General features: G+C 61.6%; 13 protein-coding genes. 4 read left to right on the top strand and 9 right to left on the bottom strand.

Annotated features, from left to right (window positions below; all coding sequences use genetic code 11):
- Nucleotides 1–13: 13 nt before the first annotated feature.
- Nucleotides 14–2,188, bottom strand: coding sequence for an esterase-like activity of phytase family protein (locus DevBK_RS03420; RefSeq protein WP_317184469.1), 2,175 nt, complete (start codon nucleotides 2,186–2,188; stop codon nucleotides 14–16).
- 193 nt (nucleotides 2,189–2,381) lie between these two features.
- Between DevBK_RS03420 and DevBK_RS03415 the strand changes: the two genes are divergently transcribed.
- The 3 genes from DevBK_RS03415 to DevBK_RS03405 all read left to right on the top strand — a co-directional run bounded on the left by DevBK_RS03415 (nucleotide 2,382) and on the right by DevBK_RS03405 (nucleotide 6,027).
- A complete protein-coding gene (locus DevBK_RS03415; protein WP_317184468.1) occupies nucleotides 2,382–4,715 on the top strand; it encodes an ATP-dependent helicase in 2,334 nt (777 codons plus the stop codon).
- 58 nt (nucleotides 4,716–4,773) lie between these two features.
- Nucleotides 4,774–5,091, top strand: coding sequence for a heavy metal-binding domain-containing protein (locus DevBK_RS03410; RefSeq protein WP_061911014.1), 318 nt, complete (start codon nucleotides 4,774–4,776; stop codon nucleotides 5,089–5,091).
- Between the two features lie 66 nt (nucleotides 5,092–5,157).
- Nucleotides 5,158–6,027, top strand: a complete 870-nt coding sequence (locus DevBK_RS03405) for a 50S ribosomal protein L11 methyltransferase (protein ID WP_061911012.1) — start codon at nucleotides 5,158–5,160, stop codon at nucleotides 6,025–6,027.
- Nucleotides 6,028–6,168: 141 nt separating this feature from the next.
- Here DevBK_RS03405 and DevBK_RS03400 read toward each other — a convergent pair whose 3' ends face one another.
- Nucleotides 6,169–6,300, bottom strand: coding sequence for a hypothetical protein (locus DevBK_RS03400; protein WP_280114011.1), 132 nt, complete (start codon nucleotides 6,298–6,300; stop codon nucleotides 6,169–6,171).
- Nucleotides 6,301–6,419: 119 nt separating this feature from the next.
- On the bottom strand, nucleotides 6,420–6,554 hold the full coding sequence (locus tag DevBK_RS03395) for a hypothetical protein (RefSeq protein ID WP_280137179.1): 135 nt from the start codon (nucleotides 6,552–6,554) through the stop codon (nucleotides 6,420–6,422).
- 106 nt (nucleotides 6,555–6,660) lie between these two features.
- Between DevBK_RS03395 and DevBK_RS03390 the strand changes: the two genes are divergently transcribed.
- A complete protein-coding gene (locus DevBK_RS03390) occupies nucleotides 6,661–8,475 on the top strand; it encodes an aminopeptidase P family protein (protein ID WP_317184467.1) in 1,815 nt (604 codons plus the stop codon).
- Nucleotides 8,476–8,709: 234 nt separating this feature from the next.
- Here the strand turns inward: DevBK_RS03390 and DevBK_RS03385 are convergent, their stop codons facing one another.
- The 6 genes from DevBK_RS03385 to DevBK_RS03360 form a co-directional block, all read right to left on the bottom strand.
- Nucleotides 8,710–9,204, bottom strand: coding sequence for a hypothetical protein (locus tag DevBK_RS03385; protein ID WP_317184466.1), 495 nt, complete (start codon nucleotides 9,202–9,204; stop codon nucleotides 8,710–8,712).
- Nucleotides 9,205–9,291: 87 nt separating this feature from the next.
- On the bottom strand, nucleotides 9,292–9,750 hold the full coding sequence (locus DevBK_RS03380; protein WP_317184465.1) for a DUF3828 domain-containing protein: 459 nt from the start codon (nucleotides 9,748–9,750) through the stop codon (nucleotides 9,292–9,294).
- Nucleotides 9,751–9,785: 35 nt separating this feature from the next.
- Complete coding sequence (locus DevBK_RS03375) at nucleotides 9,786–11,066, bottom strand: hypothetical protein (RefSeq protein ID WP_317184464.1); 1,281 nt, start codon at nucleotides 11,064–11,066, stop codon at nucleotides 9,786–9,788.
- A 13-nt stretch (nucleotides 11,067–11,079) separates the two neighbouring features.
- Nucleotides 11,080–13,290 carry an NAD-dependent DNA ligase LigA gene (gene ligA, locus DevBK_RS03370; RefSeq protein ID WP_410494031.1) on the bottom strand — a complete coding sequence of 737 codons (2,211 nt, stop codon included), beginning with the start codon at nucleotides 13,288–13,290 and terminating at the stop codon, nucleotides 11,080–11,082.
- Nucleotides 13,291–13,436: 146 nt separating this feature from the next.
- Nucleotides 13,437–15,107 carry a DNA repair protein RecN gene (gene recN, locus DevBK_RS03365; RefSeq protein WP_317184463.1) on the bottom strand — a complete coding sequence of 557 codons (1,671 nt, stop codon included), beginning with the start codon at nucleotides 15,105–15,107 and terminating at the stop codon, nucleotides 13,437–13,439.
- A gap of 322 nt (nucleotides 15,108–15,429) precedes the next feature.
- On the bottom strand, nucleotides 15,430–16,104 hold the full coding sequence (locus DevBK_RS03360; RefSeq protein ID WP_317184462.1) for a class I SAM-dependent methyltransferase: 675 nt from the start codon (nucleotides 16,102–16,104) through the stop codon (nucleotides 15,430–15,432).
- Nucleotides 16,105–16,138: the final 34 nt, after the last annotated feature.

The following is a 16,138-nucleotide window of genomic DNA, read 5'->3' as shown; positions in this document are numbered from 1 at the left end:
GTGCGTCCAGTGCTTACTGAAGATCGATGGACCAGAAGAAGGTCTCGCCCGAGGAGTCGTCGGTGCCGTCATTGTCGGTGATGACAAAGCCCTTGCCGGTCGAGTCCACGGCAAAGCTTTCGACCTTATCGACGACATAGCCATTGTTGGCGGCGAGGTCGGGGATCAGATCGCGGACCAGTTCCTTGGTGACGACAGGCAGTTCGCCGCCGAGTTCGGCACCTTTGAGGTCGGCCACCGGCACGCGGTAGATGGCCTTGAGGCCAGCCTTATCGGCGATCTGGTTGTCGCGTTCGACGACATAGGCATATTCGCCATGGACAGTGATTTCGCTGAGGCCAACCCAGCCGCCTTCCGGCGCGGCTTCGAGCGGATAGCGGACCGCAGCCCATTCCTTGGTGGCCGGGGTGTAGGACAGGAGCTTCACGAAGCCCTTCTCGTCGTCGCCCCATTCGCGCTGGACCGCGACCCAGAGGGTCAGGTCGTCGCCCGAACCGATGGCGGCAACGCCCTCGGCGCCAAAGCGCTTCTGGCCGGCGAGGAGATCGACCGGGAAGCCGACTTCCGCCTGAATGGCGCCTTCGGCATCGACATGGATCAGCCCATGGGGCACAAGCTTGTCGCTATCGCCTTCATTGGCGAGCCAGAAACCACCTTCGCCGTCGAGCGTGATGCCTTCAAGATCGAGCTTCTGGGCCGTTTCGCCCTTGCGGGCGATGACGGTCTTCTTGACGATGCGGGCCGGCTGGGCGGTCGCGTCGATTTCGTAGATCGCCGGTTCGCCGTAAAGCACGCTATCGCTGACGGCATAGAGAATGCCGGGCTTTTCAGCATCGGCAACGGCGCCGGAAATGGCGGCCCAGCCAATCGGGTGACCGTCTGCGTCGAGATCAGAGATAAGCTGCGGATAGGCGGGTTCGCCTTCGCCGAGCTCATAGATCATGACATGCGAGCCGGCGAGACCATCTTCCCGCAGATCGGCTTCATTGGCCGTGGCAAAAAGGTTGCGTTCCGGAATGGCGACGAGGCCCTCGGGAGAAATGCCCGAGGGGACGGACTGGACGAATTCAGGCTCGGCGCCGGTGTCCTTGTAGATCGCGATCAGCGAGGAGCGTTCTTCGGCGATGAAGATATATTTGGTTTCGCCAAAGGTTGCGACTTCGAGGCCTTCGGGCTCGACACCCTTCTTGTTGCGGAAGTCGGGATAGTGGCCGAGCTGAGCGGCATTGACGTCGAGCGCATTGCCCGAGTCGAAGGCGATCGAACCATCGCGATTGAAGATGGTGAAGCCGCGCGAGCCGCCATTCCAATCGCCCTCATTGGCGATGATCAGGCGATCATTGTCGAGCCATTTGACAGCATCGGGCTCCCGAGGAACGACCTTAAGATCGGCGGAGAAATCGATCTTGCCATCGTTCTTGGTATCGACGCCGGCAACACCGGTTTCGCCCGCTTCGAAGCCGCCAGTGACGGTGGCCGTCTTGGCGTCGACTATGACGACGTAATTGTTTTCCTGCATGGTGACGGCGACTTCGTCATTGTCGTTGAACGACACGAATTCGGCCTCGGCATCTTCCGGCGCGATTTTCGAGAGGCCGGTGAGCTCAACTTTCTTGATGCCGGCTTCGGTGACGGCGCCGTTATCCAGCGTGACGAGGGTCAGGTAGCCCGAAGGGGCTTGCGGGATAGCGCCGTCGTTGACGTCTTCATCGCGCTCGTTTTCGATGGCGATGGCAAGGATGGTGTTGTCCTTGTTGTGGGCGATGGAATCCGGCTGGCCGCCGAGCTCGAATTCGCCATCAACCGACTGGCCGGCGATATCGACGACAACGAGCTTGCCCGACGGTTCGGTGAAGGATTCAGAGGTGTTGACGGCCACATAGGCCTTGCCGCCGATGACGGTGACGGAGGTGGGCTCGCCACCCATGTCCAGATAGCCGGCTTGCTTCGGGGCCTTGGCGTCGGTGATATCGACAAAGCCGATGCCGCCATTGGGGCTATCGGAATAGATCAGCGTCATGCCGTCGTCGGTGGCGGTGATGATTTCGGCCGAGGTGGCTTCGGCTTCGGGCGCATTGAGCGCAACCGGGAAGCTCGAAACGCGATTGAAGTATTCGGCGGCGTGCGCGCCGGCTGTCGAAAGCAGCAGCGCTGCGGTCAGCGCGCCAAGATGCTTGGAAGCATGCATTTGCGGGTCCCCTTTGAGATGCCCGCTCCGCTTATGGTCGGCGCAAAACAAAGCCATGACGGGCTTGTGACGTTTGGGTGACGATCCCGGCTTCTATACATGGACGCCTTGCATCCCTATATTGCGACGAGAACAAAATGAGATTCGTCAAGCTCGCCGCGCTGCCCCCTGCGACGGTCTGAAAGATTTGCCCATGGTCGAACCCGCCCCTCTGCCCCGCCCCGCCGGCGGGCCGATCACCAGTCAATTGAACCGGCAAGTGCCGGATTATCTGCGTGGGCTAAACCCCGAGCAGAAAGACGCGGTGATGACGACCGAGGGGCCGCTGCTGGTGCTGGCAGGAGCGGGCACGGGCAAGACGCGCGTGCTGACGACACGCATTGCGCATATTCTCAACCAGCGGATGGCTTGGGGAAGCCAGATTCTGGCGGTGACCTTCACCAACAAGGCCGCCAGCGAGATGAAGAAGCGCATCCACGAATTTGTGCCCAATTTCGAGGGCCTGCCATGGATGGGGACCTTTCACTCGGTTTCGGCGCGCATTTTGCGAGCGCATGCCGAACTGGTCGACCTCAAGCCGCAATTCACCATTCTCGATACCGACGACCAGATCCGGCTGATCAAGCAACTTTTGGCGGCGGACAATATCGACGAAAAGCGCTGGCCGGCGCGGCAGTTTGCCAACATGCTCGACGGCTGGAAGAACCGCGGTTGGCTGCCCAAGGACGTTCCCGCTTCTGAAAGCGGTTACTTCGCCAATGGCAAGGGCGGTCAGCTCTATTACGATTACCAGGCGCGACTGAAGACGCTGAACGCCACCGATTTCGGCGATCTGCTGCTCGAGTGCATCCGGCTGTTCCGCGAAAATCCGGAAGTGCTCGCCGAATATCACCGCAAGTTCAAATACATGCTGGTCGACGAATATCAGGATAGCAACACGGCGCAGTATCTGTGGCTGCGATTGCTCGCGCAGGGGAAGCCGGCACCGGAAGCCAATATCTGCGTCGTCGGCGACGATGACCAATCTATCTATGGCTGGCGCGGGGCCGAAGTGGACAACATCCTTCGTTTCGAAAAGGACTTTCCGGGCGCCAAGGTCATCAAGCTCGAGCGCAATTATCGTTCGACGGCCAATATCCTGAAAGCGGCTTCGACCCTGATCGCCTTCAACGAAGACCGGCTGGGCAAGACGCTCCACACGGATATCGCCGAAGCCGGCGAGACAATCTCGTTCACGCAAGTCTATGATTCCGAAGAGGAAGCGCGGACGGTTGGCGAAGAGATCGAGCAGTATCAGCGGGCCGGCGAGCCGCTCAATTCCATGGCGATCCTGGTGCGCGCCTCGTTCCAGATGCGTGAGCTTGAAGAGCGGTTCATTACGCTTGGGCTGAATTATCGCGTCGTCGGTGGGCCGCGGTTTTATGAGCGCAAGGAAATCCGCGATGCGCTGGCTTACCTGCGGCTTGTCGCGCAGCCGGCCGATGACCTTGCGTTCGAGCGGATCATCAATGTGCCCAAGCGCGGGCTTGGCGATACGACAGTGAAAACGCTGATGGAAACGGCGCGCCACCAGAACGTGTCTCTGCTTTCGGCGACGCGCATGCTGACGGAAACCGAGGAACTAAAGCCCAAGCAGCGGACGACGCTGCGGGGGCTCGTCGATCAGTTCGACAACTGGGCCTATCGCGCGGAGAACCTGGCGCCCTATCAGCTTGTCGAGCAGATCCTCGAAGAAAGCGGCTATATGGATATGCTGGCCGCCGACAAATCGGCGGAGTCACAGGGGCGCAAGGAAAACCTCAAGGAACTCAGCCGCTCGATGGAAGAGTTCGAAAGCCTTGGCGGATTTCTCGAACACATCTCCCTCGTCATGGATCGCGACAGCGCCGAGGCGAGCGATGCCGTCACCATCATGACATTGCACTCGGCCAAGGGGCTGGAATTCAACACGGTTTTCCTGACCGGATGGGAAGAAGGCACGTTCCCAAGTCAGCGCTCGATGGACGAAAATGGCCGCGCCGGGCTCGAGGAAGAGCGGCGGCTGGCTTATGTCGGCATTACCCGCGGCCGTAAGCGCGTGCGGATTTCGGCGGCGCAGAACCGGCGCATCCACGGGCTCTGGCAATCGGCAATGCCCTCGCGCTTTATCGATGAATTGCCGCCTGACGCTGTCACCGTAACCGACCGTGGCTCGGCCTATGGCGGTTATGGCTATGGCGGCGGGGCCACCTCGCGGTTCAACAAGGCCGATCCTTTTGAAAGCCTTTATGAAACGCCGGGCTGGCAGCGGGCGCGGGCCAATCAGGCCAATCGCAAGGGCGGCGGGCCGATGACGATTGAGGGCGAACTCGTGGCGCGGTCCGTCGATCTCGGCGGGCAATCGAGCGGCTATGCCGTCGGCGAGCGCGTGTTTCACCTCAAATTCGGCTATGGCGACGTGAAAAGCGTCGAGGGCAACAAGCTGACTATCGAATTCGAAAAGGCCGGGATGAAGAAGGTGCTCGAAAGCTTCGTGCAAAAGGGCTGAGCCCATTGCAGGCCGGACCGCCCTTCCCCATCTGACATCAATTCAGATGGAGGACCGCATGATCATCTCGACCACACCGACGCTCGAAGGCCAGCCGATCCGCGAATATCTCGGAGTCGCGACCGGCGAAGTCATCGTCGGCGCAAATATTTTCAAGGACTTGTTCGCCGGCATCCGCGACATCGTCGGTGGTCGGGCCGGCGCCTATGAATCGACTTTGCGCAGCGCGCGCCAGGAAGCATTCCGCGAGCTTGAAGCCGAGGCCAAGCGGCTGGGCGGCAATGCGGTGGTGGGCGTCGATATCGATTATGAAGTCGTTGGCCAGAACGGCTCGATGCTGATGGTTTCGATCTCGGGCACCGCGGTGCGCGTCTGATCCGTCAGGATTGACTCGGCCGCTTGGCTGCAGCAACTAGGCGGAAAGAATAAAGGAAACAGCACCATGTCCGTCGATCAGCTCTCCGCGACGCTCACCAAGGAACAGGCCTATGCGCTTGTCGACGCCGTGATGGAGCGGGACGATCTGGCGCTGACGGCATCGGCGCATGAGATCGAAGACACCGGCGAATGGGTGTTCGAGGCCACCTGCGACAGCCCGCCAGACGTCGAGGCTTTCGGGCGGCTGGCCGAGATGGTGCTGGGCGGGACGGTCGACTTCTCGGTCGACCCAATCGATCCAGAAATCAACTGGGTTGCCAAGTCCTTGGAAGGTTTGGCGCCAGTGATCGCGGGCGGCTTTTATGTCTATGGCAGCCATGAGACGGCGCCGATTCCCGAAGGCCTGATCCCGATGAAAATCGATGCGGCTCAGGCCTTTGGCACGGGGCATCATGAGACGACGACGGGGTGTCTCGAAGCCATCGAAATGCTCCTGGCGCATACGACGCCCAAGGCGATGATCGACATCGGCACGGGCACCGGCGTGCTGGCGATTGCGCTTGCCAAGCGGCTGGGCGGGAAAATCCTCGCAACCGATATCGATCCGATCGCGGTGACGACGACCATTGAAAATGCTCAGGAAAATGGTGTTGGCGACAATATCGACTCGATCGAGGCGACCGGGCTCGACCATGTCGAAATCGCCGCGCGCGCGCCTTATGATCTGATCGTCGCCAATATTCTGGCCGGTCCGCTGACCGAGCTGGCGCCCGGCGTCGGCGGCATTGCGCAATCGGGCGGGACGGCGATTCTATCGGGGATTTTGAACACGCAGGCCGATGGCGTCATCGCTGCCTATGAGCTTGCGGGGTTCCATCTGGTGGATCACCTCAAGCGCAAGGACTGGACGACATTGGTGCTGCAAAAGCGCTGAAACTGGTAGCATTCCGCTAACATCGAGGGCGCTTCGGCGCCCTTTTCGTTATGCGGATGCCGAAAGGCGAACCCCAGAAAAGCAAAATCCCCGAAGCGGACTTCGGGGATCGAAACGATCGTCGTTTGGTACGAGCTGCCGTTATGGGCGCTTGGTAACAGCGCCGATCAGCTGGTGCTGCATGCGGTAGCTAACCTGGCGAGATGCTTCGCGACCACGAGCGTCAATCAGACCACCCAGTGCGTTGCGGAAACCATTCTTGCTCTCAGTCATCTTTCACTCCATGCGACGAGAGGTCTATTGCCTATCGTCTGGTAGCTTTTTACTCAATTCCGGCGAGGTGTGTTAGGGGGCTAGCGACAGACCTGCCATGCCGATCATGCAGGGCACGATTAACGGCCGTTTACCCTATCCCGGTTCTTGCCATAATCGCGCTCGAACTGCGCCACATAGCGCTCCGCGCGACGCGTGCGGCCCTCGACCAGGGCAGTGAGTGCGCGGGTAAAGAGATTGTCGGGCTTGCTCATTTTCGTCTCCATCATTCTATAGCTAAGATAGGAAACAAGACGGTGGCGACCACCGCCAATCCGACAACAGAGCCATGCCGGGAGCGCACCCGGCTGAGGTATATCCATGACCACTTCCGCCTTCCCGCCCGCCAAATTCCAGAGCTTTGACGAAAAGTCCGACCCGAGCCAGGTGGCGCCACGGCTAGCGGCGCTGCGCAAGGCGATGAAGGCGGCGGGCGTCGACTACTTCCTCGTGCCCCGCGCCGATGCGCATCGCGGAGAATCGGTGCCAGCGAGCGAAGCGCGGCTGGCCTATGTGACGGGTTTCACCGGCTCGGCCGGTCTGGCGCTGGTGGGCACCAAGGAGGCGTATCTCTTCGTCGATAGCCGCTATACGCTGCAGGCACCGGCGCAGACTGACACCGCACTGGTCACCGTGCACGAGGTGGCTTCGCTTGCCATCGACGCCAAGGACTACGTGAAGAAGGATAGCGTTGTCGCCTATGACCCATGGCTGCATACGCCGGGCGAGGTGCGCGACCTCACCGAAAAGCTGAAGGGCCATGCCAAGGTCGTGGCGCATGACAATCTGATCGATGTCGTCTGGGACGATCGCCCTGCCCCACCTGCTGGCCAGATCGAGATTCTGGGCCACAATCGGGCCGGGAAATCGGCTGCTGACAAGATCGCGGACTTGCAGAAGACGCTGAGCGACGATGGCGCTGATGCGGTGGTGTTCACCCTGCCCGAATCCATCTGCTGGCTGTTCAACATTCGCGGCCGCGATGTACCCAATACGCCATTCGTCCTTGGCTTTGCCGTGGTGCCGAAAAAGGGGGAGCCGACGCTGTTTCTCGATCCGGCCAAGGTGACGCCGGAACTGGAAAATGCGCTCGATGGCATCGCGGAAATCGAACCGGCAAAGAAGCTGACCAAGACGCTCGAAAAGCTTGGCAAGAATGGCAAGGCCGTACTGGTCGATCCGGCTTCGGCGCCGATTGCCATCGCCGATACGCTTAGGGATGCCGGCGCTCAACTGATCGAAAAACGCGATCCCGTCCTGCTGCCCAAATCGCGCAAGAACGAGGCGGAGCTGGCCGGGATGCGCGAGGCGCATAAGCTTGATGGCGTGGCGCTGGCCAAGTTCCTGCACTGGTTCGACAGTGAGGCGCCAAAGGGCGAGCTGACCGAAATCGGCATCGTGACTGCACTCGAAGCGTTCCGGCGCGAAGAGGAAAGCTGCGTCGATGCCAGCTTCGACACGATTTCCGGCGCCGGGCCGAACGGCGCCATCGTCCACTATCGCGTTTCGACCAAGACCGACCGGCGGCTCAATGCCGGAGAAATCATGCTGGTCGATAGCGGCGCACAATATCTCTCGGGCACGACCGATATCACGCGGACGCTTTTCACCGGCTCAGCGACCGACGAGCAGAAGGACCGCTATACGCGCGTGCTCAAGGGCATGATCGCGATCTCGATGGCGCGCTTTCCCAGGGGCACGAGCGGGGCGCAGATCGACGTGCTGGCGCGGCAGTTTTTGTGGGCCGATGGCGTCAGCTATAGCCACGGGACAGGCCACGGGGTCGGCGCCTATCTTGGCGTGCACGAGGGGCCGGTGGGCATTTCATCGCGCTATACGCTGCCGATCGAGGTGGGCAATGTGCTTTCCAATGAGCCGGGTTATTACAAGGCCGGTGAGTACGGCATCCGCATCGAGAACCTGATCGTGGTCAAGGAATCGGAGTTTGCTGGGTTTTTGGAATTCGAGACGCTGACGCTGGCGCCGATAGATAAGCGGTTAATCGATTTGAGCCTGCTGACGGATGCGGAGCGGGCTTGGCTCAATGCGTTTCACCAGCAGATTTGGGCGGAGATTGGGCCGAAGGTTTCGGGGGATGTGAAGGCTTGGTTGGAAGAGGCGACGGCGGCGATTTGAGGGGTTTCTAACTCACGCACCGGTTTTCCCTCGGGCGTGACCCGAGGGTCTCTCGCGCAGGCTCAAACGTTTGTGGCTCCCGCACTGGCCCTCGGGTCGAGCCCGAGGGAAGAATGGTGAGTGGGGAGAGGTGTGCTCTGGGGCACGTGCATCGTGGCTCATTCACCCCCTCACGGCCTCCCCCGTCGGGGGGGAGGTGTTGGGCCGGTGGGAGAAACAATCACAAGCCAGACGTCACATCGCATAAGGATCCGCGGCGAGTGCCCAGCTCAAGAGCCAGGGGACTTCGCTGCCCAGTGAGGCAACGTCGTCGACTTTCCAGGTTCCGCTCTCTTCGACGAGGGAAACCGACAAGAGCCGGGGCTGATCGAAATTGTGGTAGGTGACCGTCACAATGGCGCGGTCATCGAGGCGCATCGGCTCGCTGATGACGAGATCGAACAGCAGCGCATTATCGTCGGGCAGAAACGGATTGAAATTGGGGTCGGCGACCGGCTCGAGCTCGCTGCTTAAGGCGGGGTTCGCCCCGGTCCCGGTATCGGCCGCCAATTGCGCGATGCCTTTGAGGCGCTCCGAGTAATGGACCGTTGGGTCGCCCTTGGCGGCGCCGGGTTTGTAGCCATCGTAGATCGCCTGAACCAAAGCCTTAGGATCGGCATAGTTTTCTTCGGCCATGGCGGATTGGGCCATTGGCGCCAGGATGATCAACAGGGAGAGAATCGCTCTCATCGTGCCCTCGAGAAATGAACGAGGACACGATTGCTTGGCGCTGGCGGCTGAAATGCGGCCGGCGGATTAAATCTTGGAAAGCCGCGGCTACTCTTGCGCGGCGGCAAAGATTTCGCTGAGGCGATAGGCGAATTCGCCATTCTGGCCCTCGAGATCGTCGATGACCCAGCCGCCGTTTTCATTGACGAGGTCATAGGTGATTTCTACCGGCTCATCGAAATTGGTAAAGCTGACGACGACAGTTGCCGTATCGCCACCATAAACCGGCTCGCCGATTTCGAGATTAGCGATCTGATAATCCTGGCCATCGATATAGGGATCGAAGTCGAGCGCCCCCATTTCGCCTTCCGGGGTGCTTTCCGCATCGGCCTCATAGAGCGCATTGAGCGCAGCGGAGCGGAAGCTCTCCTCGTTTTCGGGGAAATCGTCGGTGAGATAGGGCGCGTAAAACGCTTCGAGCAGCGCCTCAGGCGTATCGAAGGGCTGGGCGGCGGCTGGCGCAACGAGCGCGAGAAAGAGGCCGGACAGGGCAAGGAGGCGACGCATGAAAAACTCCTGTGGCCGACGGTCCGGCCTTTTTCTCAGTTAAACCACAGCGCGAAGAGCGGCCAGTCATCGCCAAAGACACGGTTAGCGGCCGCAAAACTTTCCGCGTCGGCGATCGGGCCCGGCTTGATATAGGGCAAAGCGCCCTGCCCGATGAACATCATGACGATGTCGGTTTCGGTCGCCGTGTTGAAATAAGCGGCGAGATCGAACCCCTGCTTGAAGCGCCAATGGGGAAGCAGCAATTCGCCGGCAAAAACCTTATCCACCCCATCAAGCGTTTCGCGCCAGGCCGCAACCATCTCCTCGGTGATGTTCATATCAGGGAAGATGGAGGTCTGGCTTGGAGATGGCAGCAGTTCTCTGGTGTCGTCAGTCTCGGCGAGAATCGCGTCCCAATTTTTGCGTGACAGCGCGGGGATGGACTTGAGCCGATCAAGCACGCCGGCGAGGCGCGCGCTATCGCTGACCGGGAAACTCAGCGTGTGGAGCGCCGCGACCATATCGGCAATGCCTGTATCGCTGTCGCCATCGAGAAACAGAATGCCGCCCCGATTGTAAGCCTGCATAGGCAGGCCCGCTTCGGGGAAGAAGCGATGGAAATAGGCATTGTAGAATTCGGTGAAATCGTGGGCCATCAGCCAATCGACGGGCGAAGCGACGACCTGGGTATAGCCGGCGAGCCAGAAGGCATCGGCGCGATCGAGCCCTACGGACGTATCGGGTGCAGCGCTGCCGGTCTTGTCCTTGGTCTTGTGGCCTTCTTCAACCGGCAGCATGCCGTACATGCCAAAGGCTTCGAGCGCGGGGCCGGACAGCGTTTCGGTTTCGCCAACCGTGCCATCGCCATCGATATCGAAGCGGAGGCGCAGGGGATCAAGGAGGATGACATAATCCCCAGTCTCGCCTGCCCTCTCGAAATAGCCGCGGGCGGTATCGAGGGAGGCGACGGTGGCATCGAGATAACCACGGAACTGATCATAGGTCAGCGGTTCTGGATTGGGATTGGCGGGCTTGGGCTGAGTTGGTCCCTCGACGCCAAGGCCAAAAATCAGCGCTGCGGGCGTGTTGCCGGGCGCGACGCCGCCATGACGATACATGGCCTGGGCAAGCGATTCGTAGGCAAAGACCAGTTCGCCGAGGCCGGCGCCTAAGCACGCTTCGGTATCGCCGGTGGCGCAGATATTGGCAAAGACCTGGCGTCCTTCGGAGAGTTTGCCCTCATAGGCGGCGGAGACGATGGCATCGCCGGTTTCGCTGGCGAAGGCCGGGGCCGACAAGAGGGTCAGTCCCAGGGCGATCCATGTCTTTCTCATCGTCTCTCCAAACCTATTTTCCGACGCGCGCGAACCACTCGTCTTCAGTGATGACTTCGACGCCGTGCTCCTGCGCGGTCTTCAGCTTCGAACCGGCGCCTGGCCCCGCGACCAGGATATCGGTCTTGGCCGAGACAGAGCCTGCAACCTTGGCACCAAGCCGTTCGGCCATAGCCTTGGCTTCGGATCGTGACATTTTTTCGAGCGTACCGGTAAAGACCACGGTTTTTCCTGCAATCTGGCTATCGGCAGAAACCGTGACGACATAGGGCTTTGGGTGGACCTGAGCCAGCAGAGCATCGAGCACATCGTCATTGCGCTCATTACCGAAGAAGCTGACCAGCGCCTCGATGACCGTACCGCCTATGCCATCGACGGAGGGAAAGACCGTGGTCGGCTCCTCGGCAGCGGCGGTCTCCTTGCCGACGCGGATCAGTTCCTCGATCGTGCCAAAGGTGCGGGCGAGCACTGCGGCCGTGGTTTCGCCGATATGGCGGATGCCGAGGGCGAAGATGAAGCGATCGAGTTCGGGCTCGCGGCGGGCGTCGATGGCGGCGAAGAGCTTGTCGAGCCCTTCATAGTTGCGATCCTCGACGCCGCGCACATTCTTGCGCGTCTTGCCGGAGGCGGCTTCGCGGGCCTTTGCCTGCACCTCGCGGCGCTCGGCGAGCGCGCGCTGCACTTCGGGGCGGCGGTCTCGAAGGGTAAAAATATCGGCGGCGGTGCGGACGAGGCCGGCATTGAAGAAGGTGTCGATATTTTCCGCGCCCAGACCTTCGATATCGAGGGCACCGCGCGAGACGAAATGTCGGAGGCCTTCGACGGCCTGGGCGGGGCAGATCAATTCGCCGGTGCAACGGCGGCGCGAATCTTCCTTGCCGGTCTTTTCGTTGACCTCGCGCACGGCGGGGGAACCGCAGACCGGGCAGGTTTCGGGCATCTCATAGGGTTTGGCGTCAGCCGGACGCTTGTCGAGCAGCACATCAACGATCTGGGGGATGACGTCCCCGGCCCGCTGGATGGTGACGGTGTCGCCGATGCGGATATCCTTGCCCTCCCGGATGGGAAGGCCATTGCTGTCGCGGCCGGCAATATAGTCCTCGTTGTGGAGGGTGACATTGACGACGGTGACGCCGCCGACGCTGACGGGATCGAGCCGGGCAACGGGCGCAAGGGTACCGGTGCGGCCGACCTGGATTTCGATGTCGCGGACTTTGGTAGTCGCCTGCTCGGCGGGAAATTTGTGCGCCACGGCCCAGCGCGGCTCGCCGGTGACGAAACCCCAGCGGCGCTGCAGTTCGAGCTGGTCGACCTTATAGACGACGCCATCGATATCGTAGCCGAGCGAGGAGCGCTGGTCTTCGATGGCGTGATAGTGGGCGATCAGTTCTTCGACCGTTTTGGCGCGGGCCATGAGCGGGCTCACGGCAAAGCCCCATTCGGCGAATTTTTGCACCGCGTCATATTGGGTCGGCGCCGGGTCTTCCGTTGTCGCGCCCCAGGCATAGGCGAAGAATCTCAGATTTCGACTGGCGGTGATCGACGGGTCCTTCTGGCGCAGGGAGCCAGCAGCGGTGTTGCGCGGATTGACGTAGTTCTGGCCACCGGCAGCGGCGGAGCGCTCCTTGAGGGCCTGGAATTCGGCATAAGTCATATAGACCTCGCCGCGGATTTCGATGCTTTTGGGCCAACCGGTGCCGTGGAGCTTTTCGGGGATATCCTTGATGGTGCGCAGGTTTGCCGTGATGTCCTCGCCCACGGCGCCATCGCCACGAGTGGCGCCGCGGACGAAAACGCCGTCCTCGTAAAGGAGCGAAGCGGAGAGGCCATCGATCTTGGGCTCGGCAGTGAAGGCGATTTCGAGGCCTTCGTCCTGCTTGAAAAAACGGCGGCCGCGCTCGATGAAATCGACGACATCCTCATCGGTATAGGCCTTGGCAAGGCTCAGCATCGGCACGGCGTGGCGCACTTTGGCAAAGCCCTCGGCCGGGGCGGCGCCGACCTTGCCGGTGGGCGTATCGGGCCGGACGAGTTCGGGAAACGCTTCCTCGATCTCGTTATTGAGGATGGTCAGCGCGTCATACTCGGCGTCCGTCAGCTCGGGCGCGTCGTTCTGGTGATAGGCGATGTCCGCTTGGGCGATGGCTGCGGCCAGTCGTTCCAGCTCCTGGCGGGCCTCGTCTTCGGTGAGATCGGCTACGGACTTTTGGGACAGGTCGGACATGGCTCACTCACCTCTGGCTGCAGAACGGTTCTAGCCACGGCGTCATTCGCGCGAAAGCGGGAATACAGTGGATGGGAACAGAGATTCCCGCTTTCGCGGCAATGACGCCGTGGTGATGGGTGGCGCAGTGGCGACCCAAGCAGCGACTATTTCACCGCGCCGAGCAATTTCTTGGCAGCAGCACGGGCTTCCGAAGTGATTTCGGCGCCGGCCAGCATGCGGGCGACTTCTTCCTGGCGAGCGCTTGGTTCGAGCGGGCGGACATGGGTGCGGGTGAAGGCGCCCTCCTCCACCAGTTGCTTTTCGATCAGCAGATGCCGATTGGCGCGGGCAGCGACCTGCGGGGCGTGGGTGACGGTGAGCACCTGCACGGTCTTCGCGAGTCGGGCGAGGCGGCGGCCGATGGCATCGGCGACGGCACCGCCGACGCCGGTATCGATTTCGTCAAAGATCAGGACGGGTGCGGAGCCGCGATCGGCGAGCACCACCTTGAGCGCGAGGAGGAAACGACTCAATTCGCCGCCAGAGGCGACCTTGAGGAGCGGGCCGGCGGCAGTGCCGGGATTGGTCTGGACGTGGAAGGCAATCTGGTCGAAACCGGCCGCTGCGACGCGATCGCGCTCGATCTGGTGATCGACGATGAATTTTGCCGCGCCAAGCTTGAGATCGGGCAATTCGGCTTCGACGGCCTTGCTCAGCGCCTTGGCGGCCTTGGTGCGGCCAGCGGTGAGCGTTTCGGCGGCTTCGCGATAGCGCGCGCGGGCCTGGGCTTCATCAGCCTCGAGCGCCTTGAGGCGGCTTTCCCCGCTTTGCAGCGTATCGAGATCGCCCTGGTATTTTTCGAGCACGCCCGGCAGCTCGTCACAGGTCACCTGATGCTTGCGCGCGGCGGCGCGGAGGGCAAAGAGGCGTTCCTCGACCGCTTCGAGCTCGGCTGGATCATAGGCCATCTGCCGCTGCAATTCGATCAGCGCTTCGCCAGCGCGGTCGAGCGTGACGAGCGAGGCATCGAGCGCTTCGACGATGGGCTGGAAAACTTCGCCGCCATTATCGAGCTTTCGCAACAGGCGGCGCATGAGGCCGGCGAGTGCGGGCGACGGGGCGTTGGGGCCGTTAAGGATTTCGTCGATCTCGACGAGATCGGAAGCGCCCTTTTCAGCTTGCTGGAGCTGGATGCGGCGCTCGGCAAGTTCGCCTTCTTCGCCTTCCGAAGGCTTGAGCTTGCCCAGCTCTTCGACCGTGTGGCGGGCGTAGTCCTCAGCGGCAACGGCTTCGGCGACTTTAGCCTGCTGCTCCTTGACCGCCTGCTGGATTTCGACGAGATCGGCCCAGGCTTCGCGCACGGCAGCAGCGGGCGCAGCGAGTTCGCCGAAGGCATCGAGCGCGGCGCGATGGGTGGCGACATCGACTAGCGCGCGATCGTCGTGCTGGCCGTGGATTTCGATAATCTGCGTGCCGATCTTTTGCAGCAGCGAGGCGGAAACCGGCTGGTCGTTGATGAAGGCACGGGTGCGGCCATCGGCGAACTGCACGCGGCGGAGAATGACCTCTTCATCATCGGCAATGGCATTGTCGCGCAGCAGCGTCCGCGCCGGATGGCTGGGCGGCAATTGCACCATGGCGACGACCTGGCCGCTGTCCTGCCCCTGCCGCACCAGCGAGGCATCGCCGCGCCCACCAAGGGCAAGCGTCAGCGCATCGAGCAGGATGGATTTACCGGCGCCGGTCTCGCCGGTGAGAACGGTCATGCCCTCGTCGAGCGCCAGATCGAGCTGGTCGATGAGGACGATATTGCGAACCGAAAGCGCGTTCAGCATGCGGATCTATCCAGGGCCAATCGGGCTTGCCTCATAGCATTTGAGGGCCGCCCGGCGTCTGCGGCAATTCACTTTCGCACAGCAATGCGAACGGCAGGCATGATATCGAAAAAGAACAAAATGGCAACTGGAAGGTGGAGAGATTTGTGGGGGGGTGGCTCAGGCTAATGAATGAGGGCGCGGTGGACACCCCCTCCCGCCTCCCCCATCAAGGGGGAGGTGTAAGATCGAGTTTGTGGCTCGGTCGGTTCACGACCACCGGCTCTGCACCTCCCCCTTGATGGGGGAGGCTGGGAGGGGGTGATCTTAATGCCCTCCTGCCCTATTCCGCGTACGCCACCCAGCCACGGAAACTGAAGGCAGAATAGAAAAGGCTGATATCGGCAAATCCTGCCTCGCGGAGCATGGCCTCTTCCTCTTCCGGCGCGAGGATGTTGAGGCGAGTGGCGATCGCTTCGCGGGCCTTGGCTGCAGTCGCGGGATCGACATCGTCGGCCTGGCCATAAGCGACGTGGCGGGCGATCGAGCGAGAGCGTTCGGGCTCTGTCTGCGGGAAGCTGATATGGGCAAGGATGAGCGGCGCGCCGGGTTTGAGGCGACGGCGGAGCTGGCGGAGCGTTTCGAGGCGCTGCTCGCGCGGGATAAAGTGAAAGACCAGGAGGCTTGTCGCCGCATCGAACCGGCCCTCGGGCGCGGCGTCGATATAGCCTTCGGTCAAGGTGATGCGATCAAGATGCTCGGCCGCGGTGTGGCGTGCGAGGGAGAGCATGTCGGCAGAGGGGTCGACGCCCGATAGTCGCCAGCCGGAGCGGAAATCGGCCAGGGCCTTCAGTTCGAGACCACCCCCAGCGCCGAGCACGAGGATTTCCGCCTCTTCCGGCACAGTTTCGGCGAGGAGCAGGTTCATCATGCGGTGGATGCCCGCAAAGCCCGGCACCTGCCGCGGCGGGCCATCGGCATAGTGGCGAGCGGCTTCGGCGTCGAAGGGTGCGGGCATGGGAGGGTCCTAGCTGGGGGTGACCAGAGATAGG

The sequence above is a fragment of the Devosia sp. BK genome (genome assembly GCF_032907385.1).
Taxonomy (GTDB): Bacteria; Pseudomonadota; Alphaproteobacteria; order Rhizobiales; family Devosiaceae; genus Devosia.
This window is presented reverse-complemented; position numbering and strand designations above follow the sequence as displayed.

Excerpts from the sequence above, each read along its gene's own strand:
- ligA (WP_410494031.1), bottom strand. The coding sequence starts at position 13,290 with ATGTCCGACCTGTCCCAAAAGTCCGTAGCCGATCTCACCGAAGACGAG.
- DevBK_RS03400 (WP_280114011.1), bottom strand. The coding sequence starts at position 6,300 with ATGACTGAGAGCAAGAATGGTTTCCGCAACGCACTGGGTGGTCTGATT.
- DevBK_RS03375 (WP_317184464.1), bottom strand. The coding sequence starts at position 11,066 with ATGAGAAAGACATGGATCGCCCTGGGACTGACCCTCTTGTCGGCCCCG.
- DevBK_RS03405 (WP_061911012.1), top strand. The coding sequence starts at position 5,158 with ATGTCCGTCGATCAGCTCTCCGCGACGCTCACCAAGGAACAGGCCTAT.
- recN (WP_317184463.1), bottom strand. The coding sequence starts at position 15,107 with ATGCTGAACGCGCTTTCGGTTCGCAATATCGTCCTCATCGACCAGCTC.
- DevBK_RS03395 (WP_280137179.1), bottom strand. The coding sequence starts at position 6,554 with ATGAGCAAGCCCGACAATCTCTTTACCCGCGCACTCACTGCCCTGGTC.
- DevBK_RS03385 (WP_317184466.1), bottom strand. The coding sequence starts at position 9,204 with ATGAGAGCGATTCTCTCCCTGTTGATCATCCTGGCGCCAATGGCCCAA.
- DevBK_RS03420 (WP_317184469.1), bottom strand. The coding sequence starts at position 2,188 with ATGCATGCTTCCAAGCATCTTGGCGCGCTGACCGCAGCGCTGCTGCTT.
- DevBK_RS03380 (WP_317184465.1), bottom strand. The coding sequence starts at position 9,750 with ATGCGTCGCCTCCTTGCCCTGTCCGGCCTCTTTCTCGCGCTCGTTGCG.
- DevBK_RS03415 (WP_317184468.1), top strand. The coding sequence starts at position 2,382 with ATGGTCGAACCCGCCCCTCTGCCCCGCCCCGCCGGCGGGCCGATCACC.
- DevBK_RS03410 (WP_061911014.1), top strand. The coding sequence starts at position 4,774 with ATGATCATCTCGACCACACCGACGCTCGAAGGCCAGCCGATCCGCGAA.
- DevBK_RS03390 (WP_317184467.1), top strand. The coding sequence starts at position 6,661 with ATGACCACTTCCGCCTTCCCGCCCGCCAAATTCCAGAGCTTTGACGAA.
- DevBK_RS03360 (WP_317184462.1), bottom strand. The coding sequence starts at position 16,104 with ATGCCCGCACCCTTCGACGCCGAAGCCGCTCGCCACTATGCCGATGGC.